Origin of the sequence: Aeromonas sp. QDB17, assembly GCF_027705305.1 — a bacterium.
Classification (GTDB): Bacteria; Pseudomonadota; Gammaproteobacteria; order Enterobacterales; family Aeromonadaceae; genus Aeromonas; species Aeromonas caviae.
In genome coordinates this window covers 1-25,239 of the sequence record NZ_JAPDBP010000023.1, presented here as the reverse complement: position 1 = coordinate 25,239, position 25,239 = coordinate 1, and the positions used below count along the sequence as shown (strand labels likewise).

Here is a 25,239-nt window from a genome sequence, read left to right as displayed (position 1 = left end):
TATGCCTGAACGATGACGCGACTCCATCGAAATGATGGGGCGGTCGGAGTGGGGGATGTTGCAAGATTTGGGGTATGCACAGACGGACATGGTGCCTTTTGGCCGCAAGCCAGATGAACACAAGGTCGATGGGGTTTTATATGGCGAGTATCCCTGATACAGGGGGCGTTTTTGTCAACGTGGTGTTGACGAACAGGGTGCCCGCTGCGGCCATGACTCTGCGACAGAATTGATCGCCCCGGGTCTCCTGCATGGTCAGGGCGCGGGAGGGCGTGCGGAAAAAGAGGACGTCATGGCTGGCTGGAGCCCTCAGCCGCCATGGCCTGCTGCTCATAGCGCGCCACCGTGCCGTCCTGCTTCATTTGCCGGATCACGCTGGCAAGGGGGGCCAGCAGATCCTGATGCCGTTCGTGCAGGTAGACGTAAGAATCGGCCAGCTCCATCACCCCGGCGGAGTAGATGCCGGCATAGCCCGGGTCCTGGCGCGTCAGGGCGGCCAGGGCCTGGCTGGCAATCAGGGTCTGCTCCACATAGAGGTCACTGCGCCCCTTGAGCAGCTTGCCCATCCCCTGCTCGGCGGTGGTGATGGCAAAGAGCCGGTTCGGTGCCACCACCTTGCCCAGCATCATCTCCGGCAGCTTGGCGCCACGGCGAAACTCGACCCGATAACCGGTGCCCAGCAGGCTGTGCCACCCCTGCAGCTGGATCCCGGGCTGGTGGGCATAGGCCTGATAGGAGACGGCGAAATGGGGCTCGGGCACGCGCTGGAGGGTGCGGGTCTGCTGCTGGTAGCTGGCGGCGCGGTGGATCTCGCCATCGACCTGTCCCTGCTCTGCCAGCAGGGGGGCCCGTCCCCCGGGGTAGCCCTGGTACTGGAAGTCATAGCCCAGGCGGGCGAACGCGTCCCGATAGATGAGATCGAGCCAGCGACCATAGGGGGACTCCCTGGTTTCAAGGGAGCTCACCAGTGTGATGTTGCCCCTGCCTTGCGCCCCCCATACCTGGAAGGCCAGCAGCAAGAGCAGTGAAAGAGCGAAGAAGCGGTATCCTGAAACCTGCGCCATGGTGTCCCTGTCAGAGCGGTGGTTGCAAAGGGTGACAGTCCTATCCTAGCCCAGGGGGTTGCCCGGTCCAGCGCTTTCTGCCGTCCGCCCGTGGATACCCTCCGGGCCGCCTTGCCCGAATGAACGACAACAAAGGGAGATAACCAGCGCCGCTCACAGGCTGGCGAAATCCACCTCGGGCAGGGTTTCGAAGCCGGAGCGGGCAAACAGATAGCCCTGCATCAGGCTGACGCCCATCTCCCGCAGGCAGGCCATCTCGTCGCGGGTCTCGACCCCTTCCGCCAGCGGGGTGATCTGCAACTCCGTAAACAGCGCCAGACAGTGGCGAACGATGGCCTGACGGATCGGGTCCTGGTCGATGCCGCGCAGCAGGTGCATATCGAGTTTGATGATGTCGGGGCGAAAATCGGCCAGCAGACTCAGGCCCGAGTAACCGGCGCCAAAGTCGTCGATCGCCGTCTTGAAGCCCAGGGCCTGATAGTGATCGACGATGCCGCGAATATGGCGGTTGTCCTGCACCTGTTCCACCTCGGTGAACTCGAACATGATCTGCTCGATGGGGAAGAGGTGCTCGCGGGCCGCCTGCAACGTGGTGCGAATGCAGCGCTCCGGGCGATAGACCGCATTGGGCAGGAAGTTGATGCTCAGCATGCCCCGCATGTCGAGGCGGGCGGCCAGCGCGATGGCCTTGATGCGGCACAGCTGATCGAAGCGGTAGCGGTTGTCGTCGTTGACCCGGGCAATCACGCTCTGCGCCGGTTCGTTGTTGATCCCCCGCACCAGCGCCTCATAGCCGAATATGGTGCGCTGGCTGCAATCGACGATGGGCTGGAAGGCCATGGTGAAATCGAAGTCGAGATCCACCTGCTCCTGACACAGCTGGCAGATGGCGGGGGACGGGGCGGCAGGTATATCCATGACTTTCCTCTTGGGCGTGGCGGCGCTGGGCACTGTCTCAAATGATAACAGCTCATTACCCCCCTGTAGGTTCGATTAGCAAAGCGTAATCAGACGATCGAGAGGCTTTGATTACGGTTGTTGCCGTGCAACATAGGCGGCCAGCCGGAGGGAGGAAATTCGGCTGGCCGTTATGGCGGGAGAATCTATTTACGCGAACGTCCGATTACGCATGGCGGCTAATCGAACCTACGAGTTGCCCCCTTCTCCCCTTGCGGGAGAAGGGTTGGGGATGAGGGGCGTTATGCCAACCCAAGGTCAATGTTGGGTTTCTCGATGTTCGGCACCGACCGGCATGCTCCGCAAGCCACCGCCTTCTGTAGGTTCGATTAGCGCAGCGTAATCGGACGATTGAGTGGCCTTGGTTGCGGTTGTTGTCGTGCAGCGGGGCGGCCAGCCGGAGGGAGGAAATTCGGCTGGCGGTTATGGCGGGAGAGTCAATTTACGCGAACGTCCGATTACGCCTGACGGCTAATCGAACCTACGGGCTGACATAAAGTCATAATAGTATTACTTTGTTTGCACGCCCGAGAAAAGAGTAAGTAACAACGTGATATATTCATTGCGAAAAGAATAATTGATGGTTATGTGACCCATTTAACAGAGATATTCAATGAGGAATGGTATGAGTGTTTTTTCAAGTGAACATGAAATGCAGGAGTGGTTAGAAAATAAGTTCACTACGATTTATGGGCTATCTGAATTAATAGCTAATATCGAATCTATAGAACTTTATGTACCTAAAAACTCATCCGAAGAAAAGATAAAACAAACATTTTTATATTGCATCGAATCTCTTAACATGAATGAGTTATTAACAAAAAATGAAAATATATCTTTAGAAAAAGGAGACTCTCTTAACCCTGATATGTTTGCTTTTTCCCCGGAAACAGAGTCTATTGTTATTATTGAGTTAAAAAACCAGAAAGGGGCGACTAGAGAGGCCGGCACCGAATTATCTGCTTATGCGGGTGAAATTAAAAGCGCGCTATCCTATCTTTCTGATGGAGAAATAATTAATGTAATAATCTCCCCTGTTTGGCCAACTCTCCTAAAGCATCACTTATATAACAATATATTCTGGCAAGGTAAAAAAACTATTTGTTTGGAACCATGCATTACAGATGGTGAAATAAAGCTTAAAATCATAGATATACCAGTACTTGTCCAAGCGGACATTCCAAGTAAAGTTAGTGAGGAACATTTAGGGGGATACCATATTTGCCTTTACGATGATGCAATGTATCAGATGCCTTCCCCAGAAAGTAAATTACATCAGAAATTACAATTGATAAAATCTAGTATCTCAGCTATAGCAACAAAAGGTGAGAAAATGAATACACATGGTTTTGCTTTTTTAACGGGGGGAGGCCAACTTTCACCATATTTTATTACTGTTGTGAATGTAGCACCATTCAAGTCGATAGAAAGAATTTTGCATTCGAATGAAATTAATAGCTATGCCGAGCTTCCTCTAATTGAAAGGAAAATACTAGATACATATCTTGAATACATCCCTGAAGGTCATGGGGCCAGCCTAAATGCATTATTCGATACTGCCAATTTAATGTTGGGAGGTGTATGTTCGCCAGCTCCTGAAGCATTTACTTCTTGGGGTAACTTAAAATCTCACATATTGGATGATTATGAGCCAATGTACTTTGATTCATGGGGTGTATTTAAAGATTTAGCCATTGATAAACTATGTGAAAAATATAGAAATGGCGACCACAATATGAGTTTAAATAGTGTTGATTTAGGGTTGGAAGTACTGAGTGATATTATTGATGAAAACTATAATTATATTGATCCATGTTATCTGGGAAGCGATTTCTTCCCTATAGGTCACCCTCGTTATGAAGAGAAATTAGATGATTAAAATGTCTAATAGCTATCAATACAAGCAGTGAATTGGCACATCTATTATCGTACTTATCATGTGGTTTTTTGATAGGTAGTACATCTATGTGATCTCAGTAAGAACAAAAACGGCGCCTCGCGGCGCCGTTTTTAATCTCAATCAACCCAACCAGAATCACTGCAGCAGGGAGATATCCGCGACTTGCAGGAACAGGTTGCGCAGGTTGTTCAGCAGCGCCAGACGGTTGGCCTTGAGGGCCTCGTCGTCGGCCATCACCATCACCTCGTTGAAGAAGGTGTCGACCGGCTCGCGCAGGGCGGCCAGACGGGTGAGGGCAGCCTGATAGTCACCGGCAGCGAACAGCGGGGCCAGTTCGGCTTGCAGTTCAGCAACCTGGGTGGCCAGCGCCTTTTCGGCGGCATCGACCAGCAGTTCCGGTTTGACGGCAGTCAGCAGTTCGCCTTCGACCTTGGCCAGAATGTTGCTCACGCGCTTGTTGGCGGCAGCCAGTGCCAGTGCGGCATCCAGAGTGCGGAAGTGGCTGACGGCCTTGACGCGACGATCGAAGTCGAGCGGACGGGTCGGGCGGCGGGCCAGTACGGCCAGCACCACGTCGGCACCGATGCCTTCGTCCTGATAGGCAGCGCGGAAGCGACCCAGCATAAAGTCGACCACGTCGGTGACGACGGTTTTGTTGGTCAGCTTGTCGCCGTAGACGCGTACCGCTTCTTCAACCAGTTCAACCAGATCCAGATCCAGCTGCTTCTCGGTCATGATGCGCAGGGCACCGATGGCGGCGCGACGCAGGGCAAACGGGTCCTTGTCACCCTTGGGCAGCATGCCGATGCCGAAGATACCGGCCAGGGTGTCGAACTTGTCGGCCAGCGCGACGGCGCAGGCAACCAGACCGGACGGCAGGGCATCACCGGCAAAGCGCGGCATGTACTGCTCGTTGAGGGCCACGGCGACTGCTTCGTCTTCGCCATCGTGACGGGCGTAGTGCATCCCCATGACACCCTGGGTGTCGGTGAACTCGCCGACCATGTTGGTCATCAGGTCACACTTGGAGAGCAGACCGGCACGCTTGGCCTGAGCCACGTCGGCGCCGATACGCTCGGCGATAAAGCCGGCGACGGTCTCGATGCGCTCGACCTTGGCCTTGACGGTACCCAGCTGTTGCTGGAACAGCACGGTTTCAAGGCGCGGCAGGCGGGAGGCCAGGGTCTGCTTGAGGTCGGTCTTGAAGAAGAACTCGGCGTCTGAGAGACGGGGGCGAACCACCTTCTCGTTGCCGCTGATGATCTGGCTCGGATCTTTGGACTCGATGTTGGTGACGAAGATGAACTTCGGCAGCAGCTTGCCGTTCTTGTCGTAGACCGGGAAGTACTTCTGGTCACCCTTCATGGTGTGAACCAGCGCTTCAGCCGGCACGGCCAGGAACTTCTCTTCGAAGTTGGCGGTCAGCACTACCGGCCATTCGACCAGTGCGGTCACTTCTTCCAGCAGGGCATCGTCCAGATCGGCTACGCCACCGAAGGCGGCAGCGGCCGCTTCGACGTCAGCCTTGATCTTGGCCTTGCGCGCCATAAAGTCGGCAATCACCATGCCGCGCTCCTGCAGGATCTGCGGGTACTGGCTGGCGTTGTCGATGGTGAATTCGCTCTCGCCCATAAAGCGGTGACCGCGGATGGTGCGGGCAGAGTCGATACCCAGAATGTGAGCGGGAACCAGCTCGCCATCCAGCAGCAGGGTCACGGTGAAGACCGGACGCACGAACTGGATGGTCTTGTCGCCCCAGCGCATCATTTTCGGGATCGGCAGCTTGGCCAGTGCGGAGGCGACCAGTTCGCCCAGCAGATCGACGGCCGGACGGCCTTCGACCTTGGCGGTGTGAACCAGCCACTCGCCCTTGTCGGTGACCAGACGCTCGGCCTGCTCAACGGTGATGCCGTTGCCACGGGCCCAGCCTTCGGCAGCCTTGGTCGGCTTGCCTTCGGCATCGAACGCCTGAGACACGGCCGGGCCGCGCTTCTCGACGCTCTTGCTAGGCTGTTCGCCAGCCAGCTCGCTTACCTTCAGCGCCAGACGGCGCGGTGAAGCAAACCACTCGACGTCGCCGAAGGCCAGATCGGCCTTGGTCAGTTCGGCTTTGAAGTTGTCGGCAAAGGCTTCGGCCAGGGAGCGCAGGGCTTTGGGCGGCAGCTCAGCAGTACCGATCTCTACCAGAAATGTATGTTGTGCCATGTCCGTTCCTTAACCTTGCTTGTTCTCTGTGCGCTGACACATGGGGAAACCCAGCGCTTCGCGGGAGGCGTAGTATGCCTCTGCCACGGCCTTGGTCAGGGTGCGAATGCGCAGGATGTAGCGCTGACGCTCGGTGACCGAGATGGCCTTGCGGGCATCCAGCAGGTTGAAGGAGTGAGCGGCTTTGAGGATGCGCTCGTAGGCAGGCAGCGGCAGCGGTTTTTCCAGTGCCAGCAGATTCTGGGCTTCCTTCTCGTACTGCTCGAAGCAGTGGAACAGGAACTCCACGTCGGCGTGTTCGAAGTTGTAGGTGGATTGCTCCACTTCGTTCTGGTGGAACACGTCGCCGTAGGTGGTCTTGCCCAGCGGGCCGTCAGACCAGACCAGATCGTAGACGCTGTCGACGCCCTGGATGTACATGGCCAGACGCTCGAGACCGTAGGTGATCTCGCCGGTGACCGGCTTGCACTCGAGGCCGCCAACCTGCTGGAAGTAGGTGAACTGGGTCACTTCCATGCCGTTCAGCCACACTTCCCAACCCAGACCCCAGGCACCCAGCGTCGGGTTTTCCCAGTTGTCTTCCACGAAACGGATGTCGTGGATCTCGGGATCCATTCCCAGCTCTTTCAGGGAGCCCAGATAGAGTTCCTGAATGTTGTCGGGGGAGGGCTTGATGATCACCTGGAACTGGTAGTAGTGCTGCAGGCGGTTCGGGTTCTCACCGTAGCGGCCGTCAGTCGGACGGCGGGACGGTTGTACGTAGGCGCAGGCGATGGGCTCCGGGCCCAGAGCGCGCAGGCAGGTCATGGGGTGGGAGGTACCGGCACCCACTTCCATATCCAGCGGCTGAATGATGGTACAGCCCTGGCGGGACCAATAGTCCTGCAACTGCAGGATCAGGCCCTGAAAGGTTTTGACATCGAATTTTTGCATAGTGTTTTTCGCGCGAAATGAAATCAGAGCAAGATTTGCTGAATGTGAACCGAGGGAGTATACCGTCTGGCATGGTCGGATAATAGGCGAAATTACAGGGGATTAGTGGGGCTATGTTGCCGCTTGCCCTATGATGTCGCCGACGCAAGCGGCCTGCCGATGGCCGATGAAAAACAGGGGAGAGGAAATGGAACTGCGCTGCGCCTGGGTGACCAGAGACCCGGAATACATCGAATACCATGACAAGCAGTGGGGCAGGCCGGTGTATGACGGCCGCGAGTTGTTTGCCAAGCTCTGCCTCGATGGCCAACAGGCGGGGCTGTCGTGGATCACCATCTTGAAGCGCACCGAGAGCTACCATCGCGCCTATGCGGATTTTGATCCGGTGCGCATCGTGCAGTTCGACGACCAGGACGTGGCGCGGCTGATGCAGGATACCGGCATCATCCGCAACCGGCTCAAGGTGCAGTCGATCATCAAAAACGCCCGCGCCTATCTGGCGCTGGAGGCGGAAGGCATCGACTTCGTGGAGTATCTGTGGGGCTTCGTGGGCGGCGCCCCCATGGTCAACCAGCGTCAGGGCAACGGCGACATTCCGGCGACCTCGCCGGAGTCGGATGCCATGTCCAAGGCCCTCAAGAAGCGCGGCTTCACCTTCGTCGGCAGCACCATCTGCTACGCCTTCATGCAGGCGGTGGGCATGGTGAACGATCATCTGGTGACCTGCCCCTGCCACGCCGAGTGCCAGCAAGCAGCGGCGACGTGAAGGGGAAATGCACGAAGAAGGGAGGCTCAGGCCTCCCTTCTTTTTTGCTCTGAATCAGCAGGGCTCAAGGGTGCGGCCGAGCGCCTCGCACACCTCGTCGCTGCTCATCAGCCGCACGAAGGGGCCGGCCAGGGTGGCGTTGTGATGGGCGATGATCTGGGGGGCGGTCAGTTGCGGCGTGTCCATGCAGGTGTGGGCATCGCTCACCAGCACTACGGTGTAGCCGAGATCTGCCGCCGCCCGGCAGGTGGTGTCGATGCAGTACTGGGTCTTCATGCCGGTGACGATCAGGGTCTGCACGCCGTCCTCTTTCAGCCAGCCATCGAGACCGGTGCCATGGAAGGCGCTGGGGCGCTGCTTGTCGAACACCCGATCGGCCTCGCCGACGACCAGCTCAGGCGCAAGCTGCCAGAACGGACTGCCAGCGGCGATGGGGCTACCGGCCGGGCCCGTGTGGCGCACCGCCAGCACGGGGAGAGCGGCACTGCGGGCCGCCTGGCTCAGGCGATTGATGTTGGCCAGGGTCTCAGCCCCGGCATGGGGGGCTTCCGGGCCGTGGAGGAGGCCCACCTGGATGTCGATGATGAGCAGCGCGGGGCGGGAAAGGGACGACATGGTCATGGCTCCGTGAGAAATGTCACCCACTCTGGGGCCATGGGCTCTAATGAGACAACCCCGCATCTGGGGGGCAACCACTCCAGACCCTGGGAGCATGTTCCGTTGCGCCGGGCCGGGAGCATTTTCGCCCCTTGGTACAGCCGGGATACAGTCACACGGGTTCACCATCGGGAGCGCCATCACGAGGGAGTCCCGTGTCACTGAGCGCCGTTCGCCCTCTCTTCCCCGGCCTGATCGGCTGCACCCTGGGGATGACGTCGCTCGTCAGGGCAAACACGAGGGGAAGCCGGCCCTGTGCAAGAAGGTCCGAGGCTGCACAAACGACGCCCCCGAGGGCCGAGTCTGCGCTGCCGGGATCTTGCCCCTCCTTTATCATTGAGAGACGCCGGACTTGCCCAGGTTGTCTGGCGAAGGAGCCATCATGAAGAAGTCCGTATTGGCGCTGCTTGCCGCCACCGCCTTGCTGGCCGCCCTGCCTGCACAGGCCACCAAGCAGGCCCAGGAGCGCCGTGACGCCCGCGATGTGCGTCAGGATACCCGTCAGGAGTCCCGTGACGCGAAACAGGCGTGTCGTGAGGGGCTGGTGGGCAATGCCGACTGCCGCCAGGAGCATCGTGACAACAAGCAGGAGGGGCGAGACAAGGCCCGGGATATCAAATATTGATGCGGGCCCGTCCGAAGAGGGGCTGCACCGGGTGAATCGCAAGGGGCAGGGGGGCATTTTGCCCCCCTGCCCATCTTCGCAATGCGCGCGTCACACTCTGGCGCCTCTCTGGGGTAGAATGCGCGGCCATCGGCTAGAGTCGTTCTTTTTCAGAGGTTTTTTCATGCATTTCAAGAAACTGGTTCCTGCACTTGCCCTGACCGTCGCCATCACTGGCTGTACCACCAACCCCTATACCGGTGAATCCCAGACCTCCAAGGGCGCCTGGGGCGCGTTGGCGGGTGCGGCGACCGGCGCAGCCGTGGGGGCGCTCTCCTCCAGCAAGGGTGACCGCAAAAAGGGCATCCTGACTGGCGTCGCCGCCGGTGCGGCCCTGGGTGGCGGTATCGGTTACTACATGGATGTGCAGGAAGCCAAGCTGCGCGAGAAGCTGCAAGGCACCGGCGTCAGCGTGACCCGCAACGGTGATCAGCTGATCCTCAACATGCCGAACAACGTCACCTTCGACAGCTCCAGCGCCCAGCTGAAAGCCGCCGGTGCCAACACCCTGTCCGGCGTGGCCCTGGTGGTTGCCGAGTTCGACAAGACCCGTCTGAACGTGGTCGGCCACACCGACAGCACCGGCTCCCGCGAGCTGAACATGAAGCTCTCCCGGGATCGCGCCGATGCCGTCGCTGCCCAGCTGATCGGCCAGGGCGTGTCCGGCAGCCGCATTGCCATCAGCGGTGTGGGCCCGGATCAGCCGGTGGCCAGCAACAGCACCGCCGAAGGCAAGGCCCAGAACCGTCGGGTGACCATCACCCTGACCCCGACCGCCTAAGCGGCCTGCGTTGCAGTCATGAAAAAGGCCCCGCCAGTGATGGCGGGGCCTTTTGCTATCCGGCGTTGTGGGCAGTGGCGCCTTGTTCTTTGCTCCCTTCTCCCCTTGCGGGAGAAGGGTCGGGGATGAGGGGATAACCGCCTCTTAGACAGCGGCGGTCAGCTGCACTTCTACCTTGTAGCTCTCGTGGGCCAGACGGGCCTGCACGCAGGCGCGCACGGGGACTGTATCGGCATCAGGGGAGCCAGGCATCCCGCTTTGTTTAGACAGCCGCAGTCAGCTGCACTTCGACCTTGTAGCCTTCATGGGCCAGACGGGCCTGCACGCAGGCGCGCACGGGGGCGGTGTCTGCATCAGGGGAGCCAGGCATCCCGCTTTGTTTAGACAGCGGCAGTGAGCTGTACTTCCACCCTGTAGCCTTCGTGGGCGAGACGGGCCTGCACGCAGGCACGGACGGGGGCGGTGCCTGCCGGGATCCAGGCATCCCACTGCGCGTTGAAGGCGGCGATGTCTTCAATGTCCTTGAGATAGATGTTGGCCATCAGGATCCTGTCGACGCCGGAACCGTTGGCTTCCAGCAGACGCTGCAGGCTTTCCAGCACTTCACGGGTCTGCTGGTGGATGTCGGCGGTCTCGGTGGCGGGCACTTCCACCACGTAGAGGGTGCCGTTGTGGATGACCACATCAGACCAGCGCTGGGTGGTCCCGATACGGGTAATGGATGTCATGTTTGCTCCGGTACGGGGTTATTGACCCTTGCGGATCAGGTAGCGGTAAGGGGCCTGCTCAGTCTCGCTGGCGACCAGGGTATGGTCCATGAAGCGGCAGAAGCTGGGAATGTCGCGGGTGGTGGAGGGGTCGTCGGCGCTGACCAGCAGGGTCTCCCCATCCGCCATCAGCCGCACTTTCTTGCGAACCATCATCACGGGTTCGGGGCAACGAAGCCCGATTGCGTCCAGCTCGTGGGTCGCATTGCAGAATTCAGTACTCATGAATAATCAACCTTCAGCCGCACCTTCTTGCGCGCTATCGTCACGGGTTCGGGGCAACGAAGCCCGATTGCGTCCAACTCGTGCGTTGCGTCGCAGAATAAAGCACTCATCAATAATCAACCTTCAAACAATTCGGCCAGCAATGATACTCACGGCGAAAAAATAATCAAACCACGGGGCGGTTATGCAGCATATGCTACCAAAATGTGAACCGGCTCTACCCAGGCTTCGCTCGATGAGTAATATAAAAATTGAACCATATTCAACAAGGAGGTGTGAATATGCAGGTCTCCTACGGCAGATTGCAAGCCTACGCAGGCATGGGGTTCTTGTCGTTCGCCATGATAGTGCTGGGCAGCCCGATCGGTAATACCGGTACCTGGTTCGGCTCCATGGTGATGATAGGGCTGGGGCTCTGGATCGAGCTCAGCGACTACTACGACGAGGATGAGGACGAGAACGATCCCTCCTGAGAGCCTGGCTCTCGGCACTCAAAGGCGGACGATGTCCGCCTTTGTCATTTCTGCTCCGCGCCGGAACGGGTCGAGCGCATGGCGCGTTCCAGCTGCTGCGCCGTCTGCTCGGGGTTGGCCCTGGCGTCGTTGAAGAAGCTGCTCAGCACATCCATGATCCCCTGGCGCATGTTGGTGGGCACCGCCATCCCCTCCGCCATGCTGGGCAGCAGGTTGTCCTGTTGCTCGGCGTGGAGGAAATCCTGATAGGAGCGGATGGCGCAGCGATCGAACTTGCTCATGTCCGGCTTGATGAGCGCCGGGATGGAGCCCTTCACCCGGTTGAATTCCTCCTGAAAGCGCGGCGTCATCAACAGCCTGGCTAGCTCGCCCTGGGCCTGCAACTGGGCGGGATCCCGCTGCTTGAACATGGCGATGGAGTCGAGGTTGTAGCTGAACAGTCCCTGGCTGCCCGGGCTTGGCAGGCACTCGATATCCTCGCCGGGGCGGTAGTTGCCGGCGCTCAGCTCCCCTTTCACCCAGTCCCCCATCACCTGCATGGCGGCGCCGCCGCTCTCCAGCAGGTTGGTGGCCTGGTGCCACTTCAGGCCGGCGTATTTCTCGGGTACATAGGCGCGCAACTGCTGGAAGCGGGTCAGCACCCGCACCATGTCGGGGCCGGTCAGGGTGGCGCTGTCCTGTTCGAGGAAGGCCTTGCGATAGAAGGTCTTGCCCCCTTCGCCGAGGGCCACCGTTTCGAACAGCACCGCGATCTGCCAGGGTTCGTTACCGATGGCGAGGGGGGTGATGCCCTGCTCCTTGAGCTTGTCCGCAACCGCCACGAACTGGGCCCAGTCGGTGGGGGGCTTGAGCCCCTGTTGCTCGAATACCTTGCGGTTGAGCCACAGCCAGTTGACCCGGTGGATGCCGGTGGGGACCGCCATCAGGGCGCCGTTCTGGCTGAGGGTATCGCGCACCATGGGGGGCAGCTGAGGGTACCAGCCGAGGTGCTCGGCCATGGGGGTGAGATCGCGCAGAAAGCCCAGGCTGCCCCACTCGTGCAGCTCGAACCCCTTGAGGTGGGCCGCCTCCGGCGGGTTGGCCGCCAGGGCCCGGCTCTTGAGCACCGTCATGGCGCTCTTGCCGCCCCCGCCCTGTACCGCAAAGTCGTTCCACTGGTTGCCCTGTTCGGCCCACTCGGACTTGAGCACTTCCACGGCCCTGGCCTCGCCGCCGGAGGTCCACCAGTGCAATACCTCCACCTGGGAGGCACAAACGGGCAGGGAGAGCAGGGCGATGACAGAAAAAGACAACCACTTCATACATTACTGCCTTGGTAGGGAGAGGGTGGCCTGCAGGCCGCCCTGGGGGCGATTTTCCAGCACCAGGTCGCCGCCGTGGGCGTGGGCTATGTTGCGGGCGATGCCAAGGCCCAGCCCGGTGCCGGCGGCATCGGTGCTGAGGCGGTAGTAGGGCTCGAAGATGCGCTCGAACTGATCGTCCGGCAGACCGGGCCCCTCGTCCATGATGAAGAGGATCAACATCTCCTCGTCATCCATGATGATGATGCGCACCTTCTGGCCGTACTTGATGCCGTTGTCCACCAGGTTGCCGATGCAGCGCTTGAGGGCCAGCAGCTTGCCGCGATAGGGCCACTTGCAGTGCCCCTCGATGGTGAGCAGATCCTCGTGCAGGTTCATGGCCTCCGCCATCTGCTCCAGCAGGGCGTTGACGTCGATCTGCTCGAGGTTCTCGTGAATGTCCGTCTCTTTGACCGTCTGCAGCGCCCCTTTGACCATCAGCTCCAGCTCGTCCAGGTCCTTGTTGAACTTGGCGATCTGCACCTCGTCGTCCAGCAGTTCGACCCGCAGTCGCAGCCGGGTGATGGGGGTCTTGAGGTCGTGGGAGATGGAGCTGAAGAGGCGCTCCCTATCGTCGATGAAGCGGCGAATGCGCTGCTGCATGATGTTGAAGGCGCGGGTCGCCGCCACGATTTCGGAGGCACCCTCCTCTTTGAGGGACGGCTGGTCGATGTCCTTGCCGAGGTTGACCGCCGCCTTGGCGAGGCGACGCAGGGGGCGGGTCTGCCAGCGCACCAGCATGAAGGTGAAGAAGCAGAGGAAGACCGTCATCAGGGCGATGAAACGCACCTGATTGCTCGGCATCACGGTGTCATCCAGCGTCATGTAGGGGGCGGGCAGCAGGGCCGCCAGATAGAGCCACTCCCCCGGTTCTATCTCGATCTGGGTCACCAGCACCGGCGGATTGATGGGCTCCAGAGACAGGGTGTAGCGGGCCCAGGAGGAGGGGAGATCCGCCAGCAGGGTGTCGTTGTTGAAGACGTGCAGCTCCTCGGGGCGGGAGAAGTCCACCTTGATCGCCATGGCGTCGGAGAGTTTGCGGCTGAGCACCTCCTGCACCTCTTTGAGCACCAGCGTCTTGCGCTCGCTGTCGGGGATGGCGCTGATGTGGATCTCTTCCTCGTTCAGGGAGACGAAGAAGCGGCTGCCCCCCATGTTGCGTAGCTGGTCCAGGGCAATGTGGCGGTATTGCAGGGGCAGGGACTTGAAGAAGTTGACGGTGGAAGCCGCCGACAGCGCCAGGTTGCGGGTGGTGCTGAGCATGCCCTCCAGCTCCCGCTTCTGGATCTGCTGCATCCAGATGCCAGTGAGGATGGTCTGGGAGAGCAGGATGGCGAGCAGCAACAGCAGCAGCATCCGCGACAGCAGGGAGCGGGGCACCAGGGCCCGCCAGAACTTCTGCCCCGTCATGGCAGCGTGTGTCTCTTGTCGATCAGCATGGGGTGCTTACCTCTGTGCCTTGCCGTTGCCCCGTCATGGGTCTCTCTTCTGCCCGTTCAAGGTCTCGCCGTAGCGTCTGTCTGTTACGGGATCTCGTGGACTTCGGCGATCAGCATGTAGCCGCTGCCGCGAATGGTCTTGATGATGCGCGGGCTCTTGCCGTTGTCACCCAGCTTCTGGCGCAGGCGGCTGATCTGCACATCGATGCCGCGCTCCATGGGCAGGCTCTCGCGACCGCGGGTGGCGTCCGAGATGGTATCCCGGTCCAGGACCACGCCGGGCTGTTGCAGGAACATGCCGAGCAGCAGGGCATCGCTGCCGGAGAGATCCAGCAGGCTGCCATCTTCGTGGGTCAGCTGGTGGCTCAGGGTGTCCAGGGTCCACTCGGCGAAGCGCAGCCGACGGCTCGGTTCCTTTTCTTTCTCCGGCTGGCGGAATTCGGCGCGGCGCAGCAGCGCCTTGATGCGGGCCTGCAGTTCGCGCGGGCTGAACGGCTTGGCGATGTAGTCGTCGGCGCCAAGTTCCAGCCCAATCACCCGGTCAGCCTCGTCGGAGGCGGCGGTCAGCATGATGATGGGTACCTGGGAGTCGCGGCGGATCTGCTGGCAGAGGGTAAAGCCGTCGTCGCCGGGCATCATGATGTCCAGAATGATGAGGTCCGGGCTGTGCTGGGCCAGTTGTTGGCGCATCTCGTTCCCTTCGGCCGCGGTCAGTACCTCGAAACCAGCCCGGGTCAGGTACTCGTTGAGCAGCTCGCGGATCTCCCGATCGTCGTCGACGATAAGCAGTTGTTTGCTCGTTGACATATGTATGTGCATCCACCCATTTTTTTGTGCAGATTGAACCTGTCGGGGGAGCAAAAAGCAAGCAAGCCCCCCCTCTAATGTGAAGTTATGGGCAATATAGCCTCAGGATTGGCCCCGATCGCGGGAAAAGAATAAAAAAGGCCGACCCAAACGGGCCGGCCAACACGCAGATTCCGACGGCAGGAGCGCACCCCGTGTGGCGCGTTCCACAGACTCGACAGCAGGGTCGGCAGGCCGACCCGGTATTCGTGATGGGGCCGCTGTGCCGGGAAGCAGGGCCGCCTTCTGTCTGTTGTTGCCGCCTCGAGGCGGCGTCCCTGACCGGTGAGCTGTCAGGAGTGATTCACTTACACCCGTTCGAACACGGTGGCGATGCCCTGACCCAGGCCGATGCACATGGTGGCGACCCCCAGGGTGGCGTCCTTCTCTTCCATCAGGTTGATCAGGGTGGTGGAGATGCGGGCACCGGAGCAGCCGAGCGGGTGACCCAGGGCGATGGCGCCACCGTTGAGGTTCACCCTCTCATCCACCAGGTCTTGCAGACCCAGATCCTTCACGCAGGGGAGGGACTGGGCGGCAAACGCCTCGTTCAGCTCGAAGAGGTCGATGTCGCCGACGGTCAGCCCGGCCCGTTTGAGCGCCTTCTGGGTCGCCGGAACCGGGCCGTAACCCATGATGGCGGCGTCGCAGCCGGCGATGGCCATGGCACGAACCTTGGCGCGGGGCGTGAGGCCGAGGGCCTTGGCGCGATCCGCACTCATCACCAGCATGGCGGCGGCGCCATCGGACAGGGCCGAAGAGGTGCCGGCGGTGACGGTACCGTTGACCGGGTCGAACACCGGGCGCAGCTGGCTCAGCGTATCGACCGTGGTCTCGGGGCGGATCACCTCGTCATAGTCGTAGAAGAAGCGGGCGCCGCTGGCGTCGTGCCCTTCCAGCCCGACGATCTCCTTGGCAAAACGCCCTTCCACGGTGGCGGCGTGGGCACGGCGGTGGGAGCGGGCGGCAAACTCGTCCTGCTGTTGACGGCTGATGCCGTGCAGCTTGCCGAGCATCTCGGCGGTCAACCCCATCATGCCGGAGGCTTTCGCCACCGACTTGGCCATGCCGGGGTGGAAGTCTACCCCGTGGCTCATCGGCACATGACCCATGTGCTCGACGCCACCGATGATGAAGATATCCCCATCACCTACCTGAATGGCGCGAGAGGCATCATGCAGCGCCTGCATACTGGAGCCGCACAGACGGTTGACGGTGACCGCCCCCACCTGTTTCGGGATGCCGGCCAGCAGGGCGGCGTTGCGGGCGATGTTGAAGCCCTGCTCCAGGGTCTGCTGCACGCAGCCCCAGTAGATGTCCTCGATCTCGTTCGGGTCGAGGTTGGGGTTGCGCAGCAGGATGGATTTCATCAGGTGCGCGGACAAGTCTTCTGCACGCACGTTGCGGAAGGCGCCGCCCTTGGACCGGCCCATGGGGGTCCGGATACAGTCGACAATGACTACGTCTTTCATGAATGGATCTCCTTTCCGCAATCAGTAGAAGGTTTTGCCCTGGGCAGCCATCTCGCGCAGCTTGTCGCTGACGCGGTAGAGCGGGCCCAGGTCGGCATACTGGTCGGCCATGGCCACGTAGCGATCCAGACCGATAGTGTCCAGATAGCGGAACACGCCGCCGCGGAAGGGAGGGAAGCCCAGACCGTAGACCAGCGCGATGTCGGCTTCGGCTGGCGTGGCGACTATGCCCTCTTCCAGACAGAGCACCACCTCGTTGATCATCGGGATCATCATGCGGGCGATGATGGCGTCCTTGTCAAAGTCCTGCTTCGGCTTGGCAATCGGGGCCAGCAGCTCGTAAGCAGCGGCGTCGGCCACCTTCTTCGGCTTGCCCTTCTTGTCGGCCTCGTAGGCGTAGAAGCCCTTGCCGTTCTTCTGACCGAAGCGGCTCGCCTCGTACATCACGTCGATGGCGGTACGACCTTCCTTGCTCATGCGTGCCGGGAAGCCCTGCGCCATCACGTCACCGGCATGGTGGCCGGTGTCGATGCCGACCACGTCCAGCAGGTAGGCGGGGCCCATGGGCCAGCCAAACTCCTTCTCCATCACCTTGTCGACGGCGGCGAAGTCGGCGCCATCGGCGACCAGCTTGTTGAAGCCGAAGAAGTAGGGGAACAGCACGCGGTTCACGAAGAAGCCGGGGCAGTCGTTGACCACGACCGGGGACTTGCCCATGGCGGCGGCGTAGGCCACCACGCGGTTGATGGTTTCATCGGAGGTCTGCTCGCCGCGGATGATCTCCACCAGTGGCATGCGGTGCACCGGGTTGAAGAAGTGCATGCCGCAGAAATTCTCGGGGCGCTTCAGTCCCTTGGCCAGCAGGGAGATGGGGATGGTGGAGGTGTTGCTGGCGAGCACAGCGTCTTCGCCGATGATCCCTTCCACTTCACTCAGCACGGCCGCCTTCACTTTCGGGTTCTCGACCACGGCTTCGACCACCACGTCCACATGCTTGACGTTGTCATAGCTGAGGGTCGGCGTGATAGCGGAGAGCACCTGGCCCATCTTGATGCCGTCGATGCGACCGCGCTCGAGCTGGCCGTTGAGCAGCTTGGTGGCCTCATTCATGCCAAGTGCCAGCGCCTTCTCGTTGATGTCCTTCATCACCGCCGGGATGCCCTTGCTGGCGGACTGGTAGGCGATGCCGCCCCCCATGATGCCGGCACCCAGTACGGCGGCATGGCCGGTGGCCTTGTTTGCCTGCTTGGCGGCCTTCTTGGCCAGCGCCTTGATGTGCTGATCGTTGAGGAAGATACCGACCAGAGCCTTGGCCACGTCGGTTTTCGCCAATTTGATGAAGGTGGCGGCCTCGGCGGCCAGCGCTTCGTCACGGCCCATGCCAGCGGCGGCTTCCACCGTCTTCACGGCGGCCATGGGGGCCGGATAGTGTTTGCCCGCCACGGCGGCAACCATGCCGGCGGCGGTGGTGAAGCTCATCATGGCTTCCAGTTTGGAGAGGCGCAGCGGTGCCTTCTTGGCGGCACGGCGGCCCTGCCAGTCCAGCTTGCCTTTGATCGCGTCCTTGATCATCTGCACGGCGGCGCTGTGCAGTGCCTCTGGCGCGACCACGGCATCGATGGCACCCACCTTGAGGGCGTCATCGGCACGGTAATCCTTGCCGGTGGTGATCCACTCCAGCGCGTTGTCGGCACCGATCACCCGCGGTAGACGGACAGTGCCGCCAAAGCCGGGCATGATGCCGAGCTTGGTCTCGGGCAGGCCAATCTTGGCGCTGGTGTCGGCCAGCCGGAAATCGGTGGAGAGAATAGTCTCGCAGCCGCCGCCCAGAGCATGGCCCTTGATGGCGCTGAGGGTGGGCACCGGCAGATCTTCGATGGCGCTGAAGATGTCGTTGGCCTTCTTCAGCCAGCCGAGCAGATCTTCCTGCGGCAGATCGAACAGTTCCAGGAATTCGGTGATGTCGGCGCCGACGATGAAAGCGTCTTTGCCGGAGGTGAGGATCAGACCCTTCAAATCGGCTTGTTGCTGTAATGCGGCGATCGCTTCGCTCAGGGAGAGCAGGGTAGCGCGATCCAGCTTGTTGACTGAACCCGGGGCATCGAACCTCAGCTCGGCAATGCCGTCTTCGAGGTAGCTGACCGTCAGGGTTTCGCCTTGGTAGATCATGAGAGTGTCTCCTTGTTCCCACTCTGTGGGGAATGGTGCTCCTTTATCCCCAGCAGGGGGCGAGGCTCACTATTGATCCAAAAGGAGACATTTTCAACACCTATTTAAAACATTTGTTTAACAGTTGTCGAGTAAAAGCTCTTCATCACAAAACGGGCAAAAAAGAGGCGCCTTGCGGCGCCTCCGATGGAGATGAGCGTGGTATCAACTGGCCAGTTCCGGCCGATTGCGATACTGGTTCAAGACCTCGGGATCGGCGAGGGCGTGGGTGTTGTTGACGGGGCGGTTGTGCACCACTTCCCGCACCGCCAGCTCTACTATCTTGCCGGACTTGGTGCGGGGGATGGCATCCACCTGCAGGATGCGGGCAGGCACATGACGGGCGGTGCAGTGCTGCTTTATTTGCTGGCGGATCCGCTCGCGTAGCGGCTCATCCAGCTTGCAGCCCGCCTTGAGCTTGACGAACAGCACCACCCGCTCGTCCTGTTTCCATTGCTGGCCGATGACGATGCTCTCCTCCACCTCGTCGAGTTGTTCCACATAGCGGTAGATCTCGCTGGTGCCGATGCGCACGCCGCCCGGGTTGAGGGTCGCGTCGGAGCGGCCGTAGAACAGGATGCCGCCGGTCGGGGTCAGCTCGATCCAGTCCCCGTGGCACCAGATGTTGTCGAACCGCTCGAAGTAGGCGGCGTGGTATTTGTCGCCGTTCTCGTCACCCCAGAAGTAGATGGGCTGGGCCGGGAACGGCTTGGTGCAGACCAGTTCGCCCTTCTCACCCAGCACCGGCTGGCCCGCCTCGTTGAATACCTGCACCGCGAGACCAAGGCCGCGCCCCTGGCTCTCGCCGCGATAGACGGGGCTCAAGGGGTTGCCGATGACGAAGCAGGAGCAGATGTCGGTGCCGCCAGAGATGGAGCTGAGCTGCACATCCTGCTTTATCTGCTGGTAAACGTAGTCAAACCCCTCCGGTGACAGCACGGATCCGGTGCTGCAGATGAGGCGCAAGGCAGGCAGGTCGTGGGTATTGATGGGGGCATAACCCTGTTTGTGCAGCGCATCGAGATACTTGGCCGAGGTGCCGAACAGGGCGACCTCTTCGTCCCGTGCCAGATCCCACAGCACGTTGCCATCCGGGTAGAAGGGGGAACCATCGTAGAGCACCAGGGTGGCGCCGGAGGCGAGGGCGCTCACCAGCCAGTTCCACATCATCCAGCCACAGGTGGTGAAGTAGAAGATGCGCTCCCCCGGCTTGATGTCGCAGTGCAACTGGTGCTCTTTCAGGTGTTGCAGCAGGGTGCCGCCAATGCCGTGCACGATGCACTTGGGTTTGCCGGTGGTGCCGGAGGAGTAGAGGATGTAGAGCGGGTCGTTGAAGGCCATGGTCTCGAAGGCGAGCTGGGCATCATGCTGGCTTGCCAGCAATTGCTGCCAGTTGTGACCAAGCTGCAGCGGGTTGCCGAGCAGGGGGATCATCACCGTCTGCTCTAGGCTGTCGAGCTGACCGACGACGCTGGCCACCTTGTCCTGAATGTCGATGGCCTTGCCGCCGTAGCGGTAGCCATCCACCGCGAACAGCACCCTGGGACGGGTCTGGCCGAAGCGCTCCACCACGCTGGCCTCGCCAAAATCGGGGCTGGTGGAGGTCCAGATCGCCCCGAGGCTGGTGGTTGCCAGCATGGCTACCACGGTTTCCGGGATATTGGGCAGGTAGGCTGCGACCACATCACCCCGGCCTATGCCCTGGCTGCGAAGCCACTGGGCCAGGCGGGCGACCTGATCTGCCAGCTGATGCCAGCTCAGGGTCCGGCTTGGGCCCCCTTCGATGCGGGAGATGATGGCCGGGCTCTCATCCTGACGGCGCAGCAGGTTCTCGGCGAAGTTGAGCTGGCTGTCGGGGAACCAGCGGGCGCGCTGCATATCCTGGCGGTTCTCCGCCACAATGTTGCCAAGCTCGCCCTTGACGCCGCAGTGCTGCCACACCAGGGGCCAGAAGCGGGTGGTCTTCTCCACCGACCATTGATACAGGTCGGCATAGCTGCGCAGTTGCAGGCCATGGAAGTGATTGACCTCGGCCATGAACTGGTGGAGGTTGGAGTGCTGCATCCTGTCCTGATCCGGTGTCCACAGACAAAGGTTTTGCATGAGTCGTTCCTGACGGCTGATATCTACTGTCTGTGGGCAGTGTATTGAATTGTTCTTTGTTTGTTAATTGTCTGTTTTATCTTCATAACAAAAAGCCTGTAACCTATGCGTTACCTCACGAAGCGAAAGCCGGGTGGCTCGAGCCTTGATTCGCTTGATGTTATGCTGAAGTCACATTCGCCCGGAGCAGGACGCCATGAGCAGTTACAGCCAACTTTTTGCCCAGCATCTCGACACCCTTCAGCAGCGTACCCGCGACATCCTGCAACAACAGGGTCTTGGCGGCCTCGCTATTCACTCCGGCCAGACTCATCGCATCTTCCTCGATGACCAGGATTATCCCTTCAAGGTGAATCCCCAGTTCAAGGCCTGGTTGCCGGTGCTGGACAACCCTCACTGCTGGTTGCTGGTGGACGGGGTGAACAAGCCGGTGCTGCTGTTCTACCGGCCGGTGGACTTCTGGCACAAGGTGGCGGAGTTGCCCAACTCCTTCTGGATCGATTTCTTCGACATTCGCTTCCTGACTCGCCCGGAGCAGGTTGCCGATCACCTGCCGGCCAACAAGCAGGAGTGGGCCTATCTGGGCGGCCATCTGGAAGTGGCCGAGCTGCTGGGACTGGGTCAGCCCAATCCGGAGGCGGTCCTCAACTACCTGCACTACCACCGTGCCTACAAGACGCCCTATGAGCTGGAATGTCTTCGCGATGCCAACCGCATCGGCGTGCGCGGCCACATCGCGGCCAAGGACTCCTTCATGGCGGGGGCGAGCGAGTTCGAGATCAACCTGGCCTACATGAAGGCGGTCGGACAGGGGGCCAATGAGGCGCCCTACGGCAACATTGTTGCCATCAACCGCAATGCGGCCATCCTGCACTACACCCATCTCTCCACCCAGCGGGTGCCGGATGCGGAGCGTTACTCCTTCCTCATCGATGCCGGTGTGGACGTGCACGGTTATGCCTCCGACATTACCCGGACCTGGGCCTGGCGCCGCGGTGAGTTCGCCGATCTGATCGCTGCGCTGGATGCACAGCAACAGGAGATCATCGACGAGATCAAGCCGGGCCGCCGCTACAGCGAGTTGCACCTGCAGATGCACCACAGGCTGGCGCGCCTGCTGCAAGCCACCGAACTGGTAGACATGTCGGTGGACGAGATGATCCACACCGGGGTGACCAATGTCTTCTTCCCCCACGGTCTCGGTCACTTCCTCGGCCTGCAGGTACACGATGCCGGCGGCTTCATGCAGGATGAGCGCGGCACCCACCTGGCGGCCCCCGAGCAGTTCCCCTATCTGCGCTGCACCCGGGTGATGGAAGTGGGCCAGGTGTTCACCATAGAGCCGGGTCTCTACTTCATCGACAGCCTGCTGGAGCCGCTGCGCCAGGGTGAGCAGGGCAAGCGGATCAACTGGAACAAGGTGGAGGCGCTGCGTCCCTATGGTGGCATTCGCATCGAGGACAACGTGGTGCTGCATGCCAACGGGGTGGAGAACCTGACCAGACAAGCAGGGCTCTGATGGCGACGGATTACCCCATACCGGCAGCCCCACTGGAGGTGAGCGAGGAGATCAAGAAGAGCCGCTTCATTACCTACATCGCCCACACTCCGACCGTCGAGGCCGCCAAGGCCTGGATAGACGAGATCAAACAGCAACACCCGGGAGCCCGGCATCACTGCTGGGCTTTTGTCGCCGGCGCCCCGCAAGACAGCCAGGTTTATGGTTTCAGTGATGATGGCGAACCCTCGGGCACGGCGGGCAAACCCATGCTGGCCCAGTTGATGGGGGCCGGTCTGGGTGAAGTCGCCGCCGTGGTGGTGCGCTATTACGGTGGCGTGCTGCTGGGGACCGGTGGCCTGGTCAAGGCCTATGGCGGTGGTGTGGGGGCAGCACTCAAGCAACTTGAAACTTGTATCAAGCGTCAGCTGACCTCTTCCGTGATCCAGTGTGACTACACCGACATGGGGGCCGTGGAGTCCCTCATCTCTGCCCATCAAGGGCAGTTGCTGGTGGCCGATTATGGTGCCAGCGTCACCCTTCAGGTAGTGTGGGAGTCTGCGCTCTGGGCCCGTATCGCACAGGAATTGACCGACCGGACCCAAGGTCGGGTATCCCTTCGTCCCTTAGATGGCTAGAATCCATCGCTCTTTTAGTTTGAAGAGGGAGCCGGAATGCAGATTCTGAGCATCATTCGTATCGTCGGTCTGCTGGTTGCCCTGTTCAGCTCGACCATGCTGCTGCCCGCGGTGGTCGCTTTTGGGTATCGTGATGGCGGTGGTACCGAGTTCGTCAACTCCTTCGTCATAGCCCTCCTGCTCGGCCTCCTGCTCTGGTTCCCCAACCGCCACCAGAAAAAGGAACTCAGGTCCAAGGAAGGCTTCCTCATCGTGGTGCTGTTCTGGGTGGTGCTGGGGAGCGTGGGTGCCGTCCCCTTCATCATCAGCGACGTGCCGAACATGTCGGTCTCGGAGGCATTTTTCGAGTCGTTTTCCGGCCTGACCACCACGGGTGCAACGGTGCTGACCGGGCTGGACAATCTGCCCAAGGCGTTTCTCTTTTATCGCCAGCTGCTGCAATGGCTCGGTGGCATGGGGATCATCGTGCTGGCGGTGGCCGTGCTGCCACTGCTGGGTATCGGGGGTATGCAACTCTATCGCGCCGAGATCCCGGGGCCCGTCAAGGACAACAAGGTGACCCCGCGCATCGCCGAGACGGCCAAGGCGCTCTGGTTCATCTATCTGTTGCTGACCTCCCTCTGCGCTCTCGCGTACTGGATGGCGGGAATGACGTTGTTCGATGCCATCTGCCACTCCTTCTCCACCTTGTCGGTTGGGGGGTTCTCGACCCACGACGCCAGCATCGGTTTCTTCGACAGCCCGGCCATCAACCTGATCACAGTGGTGTTCCTGTTGCTGGCGAGCGTCAACTTCGCGCTTCACTTCATGGTGTTTGCCCACAAGCCGGTGCGCGTGAGCAGCTATCTGCGGGACTCGGAGTTCAAAGTATTTCTGAGCATCCAGTGCGTGCTGGTGCTGATCTGTTTCGTCTCTCTGCTGTTCCACGGTCATTACGCCACCTGGCAGGAGGCGCTCAACCACGGTCTGTTCCAGGCGGTGTCACTGGGCACGACCACCGGCTACAGCACGACCAGCTATGCGGAGTGGCCCTCCTTTCTGCCCATGCTGTTGATGTTCTCAGCCTTCATCGGCTGCTGCGCCGGCAGTACCGGGGGGGGCATCAAGGTGATGCGTTTCATGATCCTGTTCCTGCAGGGGATGCGTGAACTCAAACGGCTGGTGCATCCGCGGGCCATCTACACCTTGAAGCTGGGACGCCGCGCCGTACCGGAACGGATCGTGGAAGCGGTGTGGGGCTACTTTGCCACCTACATCATCCTGTTCTTCATCTTCATGCTGTTGCTGCTGATGACGGGGCTGAACGAAGTGACGGCCTTCTCCGCCGTGGCTGCGGCATTCACCAACGTGGGGCCGGGTCTGGGGGAGGTGTCGGCCAACTTCGGCAATATCTCGGCCACTGCCCAGTGGATATTGATCGTGGCCATGTTGTTTGGTCGATTGGAAATCTTCACACTTCTGGTACTGTTTACTCCTGCATTCTGGCGTAGTTGAGGTTGGTATGGACAAAATTTTGGTGCTTTATTCTTCCCGGGACGGGCAAACGCGGAAAATCGTGGATGTCATGCTGGAGGAAATATCAGGATGCGAAGTGGTGATGCACGACCTGCACACCCTGCCCATGTGCAACCTCAGCAAGTATGCCAAGGTGTTGATTGGCGCTTCCATTCGCTATGGTAACTTCCACCCCAGCCTGCTCAGCTTCATACACGCACATCATGAACAGTTGGAAGTCGCCAATGCGGCGTTCTTCTGCGTGAACCTGACGGCACGCAAGCCCGAGAAGCAGACGCCGCAGACCAACGCCTACATGAAGAAGTTTCTGCGCCTCTCTCCCTGGAAGCCCAAAACTCTGGGGGTGTTTGCCGGGGCATTGCAGTACTCTCGCTATAACTGGTGGCAGACCCGCATCATTCAGTTGATCATGAAGATCACCGGGGGCAGCACGGATACCAGCAAGGATCTGGAATTCACCGACTGGGACAAGGTGCGCGGCTTTGCCCGTGAGTTTTGGTCAAAAAAATAACAGCGACGTCATTCAAAGCGGCCAGAGCCCTGCTTAAGCAGGGCTTTTTGTTTGATAAGTAGGCGTTCGAGCCACAAAACGGTAAAAAGGACTATTTTTCGCAAAATAGCCCTTGTCATCCCGGCGCGGCTCCCTATAATGCGCCCCTACCAGCACGGCGGAACACGCCAACCTGATGAGCCAGCTTCCTCGTGAAGTCAGCGCCGAAAGAAAAGCGAAAACAACCGCTTGACTTTCGAAGTGAGGAGCGTAAGATGCGCCTCCTCAACGCGATAAG

22 protein-coding genes and 2 pseudogenes are annotated in these 25,239 nt (G+C 60.3%); 9 read left to right on the top strand and 15 right to left on the bottom strand.

The window, feature by feature from the left end:
* Window positions 1-290: 290 nt before the first annotated feature.
* On the bottom strand, window positions 291-1,064 hold the full coding sequence (locus OKC41_RS17270; RefSeq protein ID WP_201997460.1) for a hypothetical protein: 774 nt from the start codon (window positions 1,062-1,064) through the stop codon (window positions 291-293).
* Between the two features lie 153 nt (window positions 1,065-1,217).
* On the bottom strand, window positions 1,218-1,982 hold the full coding sequence (locus OKC41_RS17265; RefSeq protein ID WP_134997280.1) for an EAL domain-containing protein: 765 nt from the start codon (window positions 1,980-1,982) through the stop codon (window positions 1,218-1,220).
* 664 nt (window positions 1,983-2,646) lie between these two features.
* Between OKC41_RS17265 and OKC41_RS17260 the strand changes: the two genes are divergently transcribed.
* Window positions 2,647-3,900 (top strand): hypothetical protein, encoded by a 1,254-nt coding sequence (locus tag OKC41_RS17260; RefSeq protein ID WP_270672218.1) that lies wholly within the window; start codon window positions 2,647-2,649, stop codon window positions 3,898-3,900.
* A gap of 156 nt (window positions 3,901-4,056) precedes the next feature.
* On the opposite strand, the gene glyS is transcribed toward OKC41_RS17260, so the two are convergent.
* Together glyS and glyQ are read right to left on the bottom strand one after the other, a co-directional pair.
* The gene (glyS, locus tag OKC41_RS17255) at window positions 4,057-6,126 is read right to left on the bottom strand and encodes a glycine--tRNA ligase subunit beta (protein WP_270672217.1); all 2,070 of its coding nucleotides are present in this window, start codon (window positions 6,124-6,126) and stop codon (window positions 4,057-4,059) included.
* Window positions 6,127-6,135: 9 nt separating this feature from the next.
* Complete coding sequence (gene glyQ, locus OKC41_RS17250; RefSeq protein ID WP_041212022.1) at window positions 6,136-7,059, bottom strand: glycine--tRNA ligase subunit alpha; 924 nt, start codon at window positions 7,057-7,059, stop codon at window positions 6,136-6,138.
* Between the two features lie 187 nt (window positions 7,060-7,246).
* On the opposite strand from glyQ, the gene OKC41_RS17245 reads away from it, so the two are divergent.
* Entirely contained in the window at window positions 7,247-7,825 is a 579-nt protein-coding gene (locus OKC41_RS17245) for a DNA-3-methyladenine glycosylase I (RefSeq protein WP_270672216.1), read from the top strand.
* Window positions 7,826-7,879: 54 nt separating this feature from the next.
* On the opposite strand, the gene OKC41_RS17240 is transcribed toward OKC41_RS17245, so the two are convergent.
* Window positions 7,880-8,440, bottom strand: a complete 561-nt coding sequence (locus OKC41_RS17240) for a cysteine hydrolase family protein (protein ID WP_103244019.1) — start codon at window positions 8,438-8,440, stop codon at window positions 7,880-7,882.
* 424 nt (window positions 8,441-8,864) lie between these two features.
* Here OKC41_RS17240 and OKC41_RS17235 point away from each other — a divergent pair, with 424 nt between their 5' ends.
* Entirely contained in the window at window positions 8,865-9,107 is a 243-nt protein-coding gene (locus tag OKC41_RS17235) for a hypothetical protein (protein WP_010672404.1), read from the top strand.
* Between the two features lie 163 nt (window positions 9,108-9,270).
* Window positions 9,271-9,927 (top strand): OmpA family lipoprotein, encoded by a 657-nt coding sequence (locus OKC41_RS17230; protein ID WP_010672405.1) that lies wholly within the window; start codon window positions 9,271-9,273, stop codon window positions 9,925-9,927.
* A gap of 144 nt (window positions 9,928-10,071) precedes the next feature.
* Here OKC41_RS17230 and OKC41_RS17225 read toward each other — a convergent pair.
* The 4 genes and pseudogenes from OKC41_RS17225 to tusA form a co-directional block, all read right to left on the bottom strand.
* Window positions 10,072-10,161 (bottom strand): annotated as a pseudogene (locus tag OKC41_RS17225) (endoribonuclease L-PSP); the annotation flags it as partial.
* Between the two features lie 28 nt (window positions 10,162-10,189).
* A pseudogene (locus OKC41_RS17220) lies at window positions 10,190-10,279 on the bottom strand (endoribonuclease L-PSP); the annotation flags it as partial.
* A 28-nt stretch (window positions 10,280-10,307) separates the two neighbouring features.
* Window positions 10,308-10,655 (bottom strand): RidA family protein, encoded by a 348-nt coding sequence (locus tag OKC41_RS17215; RefSeq protein ID WP_128297086.1) that lies wholly within the window; start codon window positions 10,653-10,655, stop codon window positions 10,308-10,310.
* An 18-nt stretch (window positions 10,656-10,673) separates the two neighbouring features.
* Window positions 10,674-10,919 carry a sulfurtransferase TusA gene (gene tusA / locus OKC41_RS17210; protein WP_041214136.1) on the bottom strand — a complete coding sequence of 82 codons (246 nt, stop codon included), beginning with the start codon at window positions 10,917-10,919 and terminating at the stop codon, window positions 10,674-10,676.
* Between the two features lie 281 nt (window positions 10,920-11,200).
* Here tusA and OKC41_RS17200 point away from each other — a divergent pair, with 281 nt between their 5' ends.
* Window positions 11,201-11,392: a hypothetical protein gene (locus tag OKC41_RS17200; RefSeq protein WP_010672410.1), complete on the top strand. Its 192-nt coding sequence runs from the start codon at window positions 11,201-11,203 to the stop codon at window positions 11,390-11,392.
* Window positions 11,393-11,436: 44 nt separating this feature from the next.
* Here the strand turns inward: OKC41_RS17200 and OKC41_RS17195 are convergent, their stop codons facing one another.
* The 6 genes from OKC41_RS17195 to OKC41_RS17170 all read right to left on the bottom strand — a co-directional run bounded on the left by OKC41_RS17195 (window position 11,437) and on the right by OKC41_RS17170 (window position 20,800).
* Window positions 11,437-12,693 carry an ABC transporter substrate-binding protein gene (locus OKC41_RS17195; RefSeq protein WP_201889084.1) on the bottom strand — a complete coding sequence of 419 codons (1,257 nt, stop codon included), beginning with the start codon at window positions 12,691-12,693 and terminating at the stop codon, window positions 11,437-11,439.
* Between the two features lie 3 nt (window positions 12,694-12,696).
* Entirely contained in the window at window positions 12,697-14,142 is a 1,446-nt protein-coding gene (locus OKC41_RS17190) for an ATP-binding protein (RefSeq protein ID WP_010672412.1), read from the bottom strand.
* Between the two features lie 113 nt (window positions 14,143-14,255).
* The gene (locus OKC41_RS17185; RefSeq protein ID WP_010672413.1) at window positions 14,256-14,978 is read right to left on the bottom strand and encodes a response regulator; all 723 of its coding nucleotides are present in this window, start codon (window positions 14,976-14,978) and stop codon (window positions 14,256-14,258) included.
* A gap of 347 nt (window positions 14,979-15,325) precedes the next feature.
* Complete coding sequence (gene fadA, locus OKC41_RS17180) at window positions 15,326-16,510, bottom strand: acetyl-CoA C-acyltransferase FadA (RefSeq protein WP_201895263.1); 1,185 nt, start codon at window positions 16,508-16,510, stop codon at window positions 15,326-15,328.
* On the bottom strand, window positions 16,511-18,658 hold the full coding sequence (fadB, locus tag OKC41_RS17175; RefSeq protein WP_270672214.1) for a fatty acid oxidation complex subunit alpha FadB: 2,148 nt from the start codon (window positions 18,656-18,658) through the stop codon (window positions 16,511-16,513). It abuts the gene before it with no gap.
* Between the two features lie 204 nt (window positions 18,659-18,862).
* Complete coding sequence (locus OKC41_RS17170; RefSeq protein ID WP_270672213.1) at window positions 18,863-20,800, bottom strand: acetoacetate--CoA ligase; 1,938 nt, start codon at window positions 20,798-20,800, stop codon at window positions 18,863-18,865.
* Window positions 20,801-20,996: 196 nt separating this feature from the next.
* Between OKC41_RS17170 and pepQ the strand changes: the two genes are divergently transcribed.
* Genes pepQ through hemG form a run of 4 tightly spaced genes read left to right on the top strand, consistent with a single transcriptional unit; the run spans window position 20,997 to window position 24,962 of the window.
* The gene (pepQ, locus tag OKC41_RS17165; RefSeq protein WP_010672417.1) at window positions 20,997-22,319 is read left to right on the top strand and encodes a Xaa-Pro dipeptidase; all 1,323 of its coding nucleotides are present in this window, start codon (window positions 20,997-20,999) and stop codon (window positions 22,317-22,319) included.
* Entirely contained in the window at window positions 22,319-22,936 is a 618-nt protein-coding gene (locus tag OKC41_RS17160) for a YigZ family protein (protein ID WP_180911293.1), read from the top strand. The genes pepQ and OKC41_RS17160 overlap by 1 nt, the downstream gene beginning before the upstream one ends.
* Window positions 22,937-22,972: 36 nt before the next feature.
* Window positions 22,973-24,430, top strand: coding sequence for a TrkH family potassium uptake protein (locus OKC41_RS17155; RefSeq protein ID WP_270672212.1), 1,458 nt, complete (start codon window positions 22,973-22,975; stop codon window positions 24,428-24,430).
* Between the two features lie 7 nt (window positions 24,431-24,437).
* Entirely contained in the window at window positions 24,438-24,962 is a 525-nt protein-coding gene (gene hemG / locus OKC41_RS17150) for a menaquinone-dependent protoporphyrinogen IX dehydrogenase (RefSeq protein WP_029313439.1), read from the top strand.
* Window positions 24,963-25,239: the final 277 nt, after the last annotated feature.

Bases quoted from the DNA above. Each gene is read 5' to 3' on its own strand.
- OKC41_RS17245 (WP_270672216.1), top strand. From the start codon at position 7,247: ATGGAACTGCGCTGCGCCTGGGTGACCAGAGACCCGGAATACATCGAA.
- OKC41_RS17265 (WP_134997280.1), bottom strand. From the start codon at position 1,982: ATGGATATACCTGCCGCCCCGTCCCCCGCCATCTGCCAGCTGTGTCAG.
- OKC41_RS17200 (WP_010672410.1), top strand. From the start codon at position 11,201: ATGCAGGTCTCCTACGGCAGATTGCAAGCCTACGCAGGCATGGGGTTC.
- OKC41_RS17230 (WP_010672405.1), top strand. From the start codon at position 9,271: ATGCATTTCAAGAAACTGGTTCCTGCACTTGCCCTGACCGTCGCCATC.
- OKC41_RS17260 (WP_270672218.1), top strand. From the start codon at position 2,647: ATGAGTGTTTTTTCAAGTGAACATGAAATGCAGGAGTGGTTAGAAAAT.
- OKC41_RS17170 (WP_270672213.1), bottom strand. From the start codon at position 20,800: ATGCAAAACCTTTGTCTGTGGACACCGGATCAGGACAGGATGCAGCAC.
- pepQ (WP_010672417.1), top strand. From the start codon at position 20,997: ATGAGCAGTTACAGCCAACTTTTTGCCCAGCATCTCGACACCCTTCAG.
- OKC41_RS17195 (WP_201889084.1), bottom strand. From the start codon at position 12,693: ATGAAGTGGTTGTCTTTTTCTGTCATCGCCCTGCTCTCCCTGCCCGTT.
- glyQ (WP_041212022.1), bottom strand. From the start codon at position 7,059: ATGCAAAAATTCGATGTCAAAACCTTTCAGGGCCTGATCCTGCAGTTG.
- OKC41_RS17270 (WP_201997460.1), bottom strand. From the start codon at position 1,064: ATGGCGCAGGTTTCAGGATACCGCTTCTTCGCTCTTTCACTGCTCTTG.
- OKC41_RS17185 (WP_010672413.1), bottom strand. From the start codon at position 14,978: ATGTCAACGAGCAAACAACTGCTTATCGTCGACGACGATCGGGAGATC.
- glyS (WP_270672217.1), bottom strand. From the start codon at position 6,126: ATGGCACAACATACATTTCTGGTAGAGATCGGTACTGCTGAGCTGCCG.
- OKC41_RS17160 (WP_180911293.1), top strand. From the start codon at position 22,319: ATGGCGACGGATTACCCCATACCGGCAGCCCCACTGGAGGTGAGCGAG.
- fadB (WP_270672214.1), bottom strand. From the start codon at position 18,658: ATGATCTACCAAGGCGAAACCCTGACGGTCAGCTACCTCGAAGACGGC.
- OKC41_RS17235 (WP_010672404.1), top strand. From the start codon at position 8,865: ATGAAGAAGTCCGTATTGGCGCTGCTTGCCGCCACCGCCTTGCTGGCC.
- OKC41_RS17215 (WP_128297086.1), bottom strand. From the start codon at position 10,655: ATGACATCCATTACCCGTATCGGGACCACCCAGCGCTGGTCTGATGTG.
- tusA (WP_041214136.1), bottom strand. From the start codon at position 10,919: ATGAGTACTGAATTCTGCAATGCGACCCACGAGCTGGACGCAATCGGG.
- OKC41_RS17240 (WP_103244019.1), bottom strand. From the start codon at position 8,440: ATGTCGTCCCTTTCCCGCCCCGCGCTGCTCATCATCGACATCCAGGTG.
- OKC41_RS17190 (WP_010672412.1), bottom strand. From the start codon at position 14,142: ATGACGGGGCAGAAGTTCTGGCGGGCCCTGGTGCCCCGCTCCCTGCTG.
- hemG (WP_029313439.1), top strand. From the start codon at position 24,438: ATGGACAAAATTTTGGTGCTTTATTCTTCCCGGGACGGGCAAACGCGG.
- OKC41_RS17155 (WP_270672212.1), top strand. From the start codon at position 22,973: ATGCAGATTCTGAGCATCATTCGTATCGTCGGTCTGCTGGTTGCCCTG.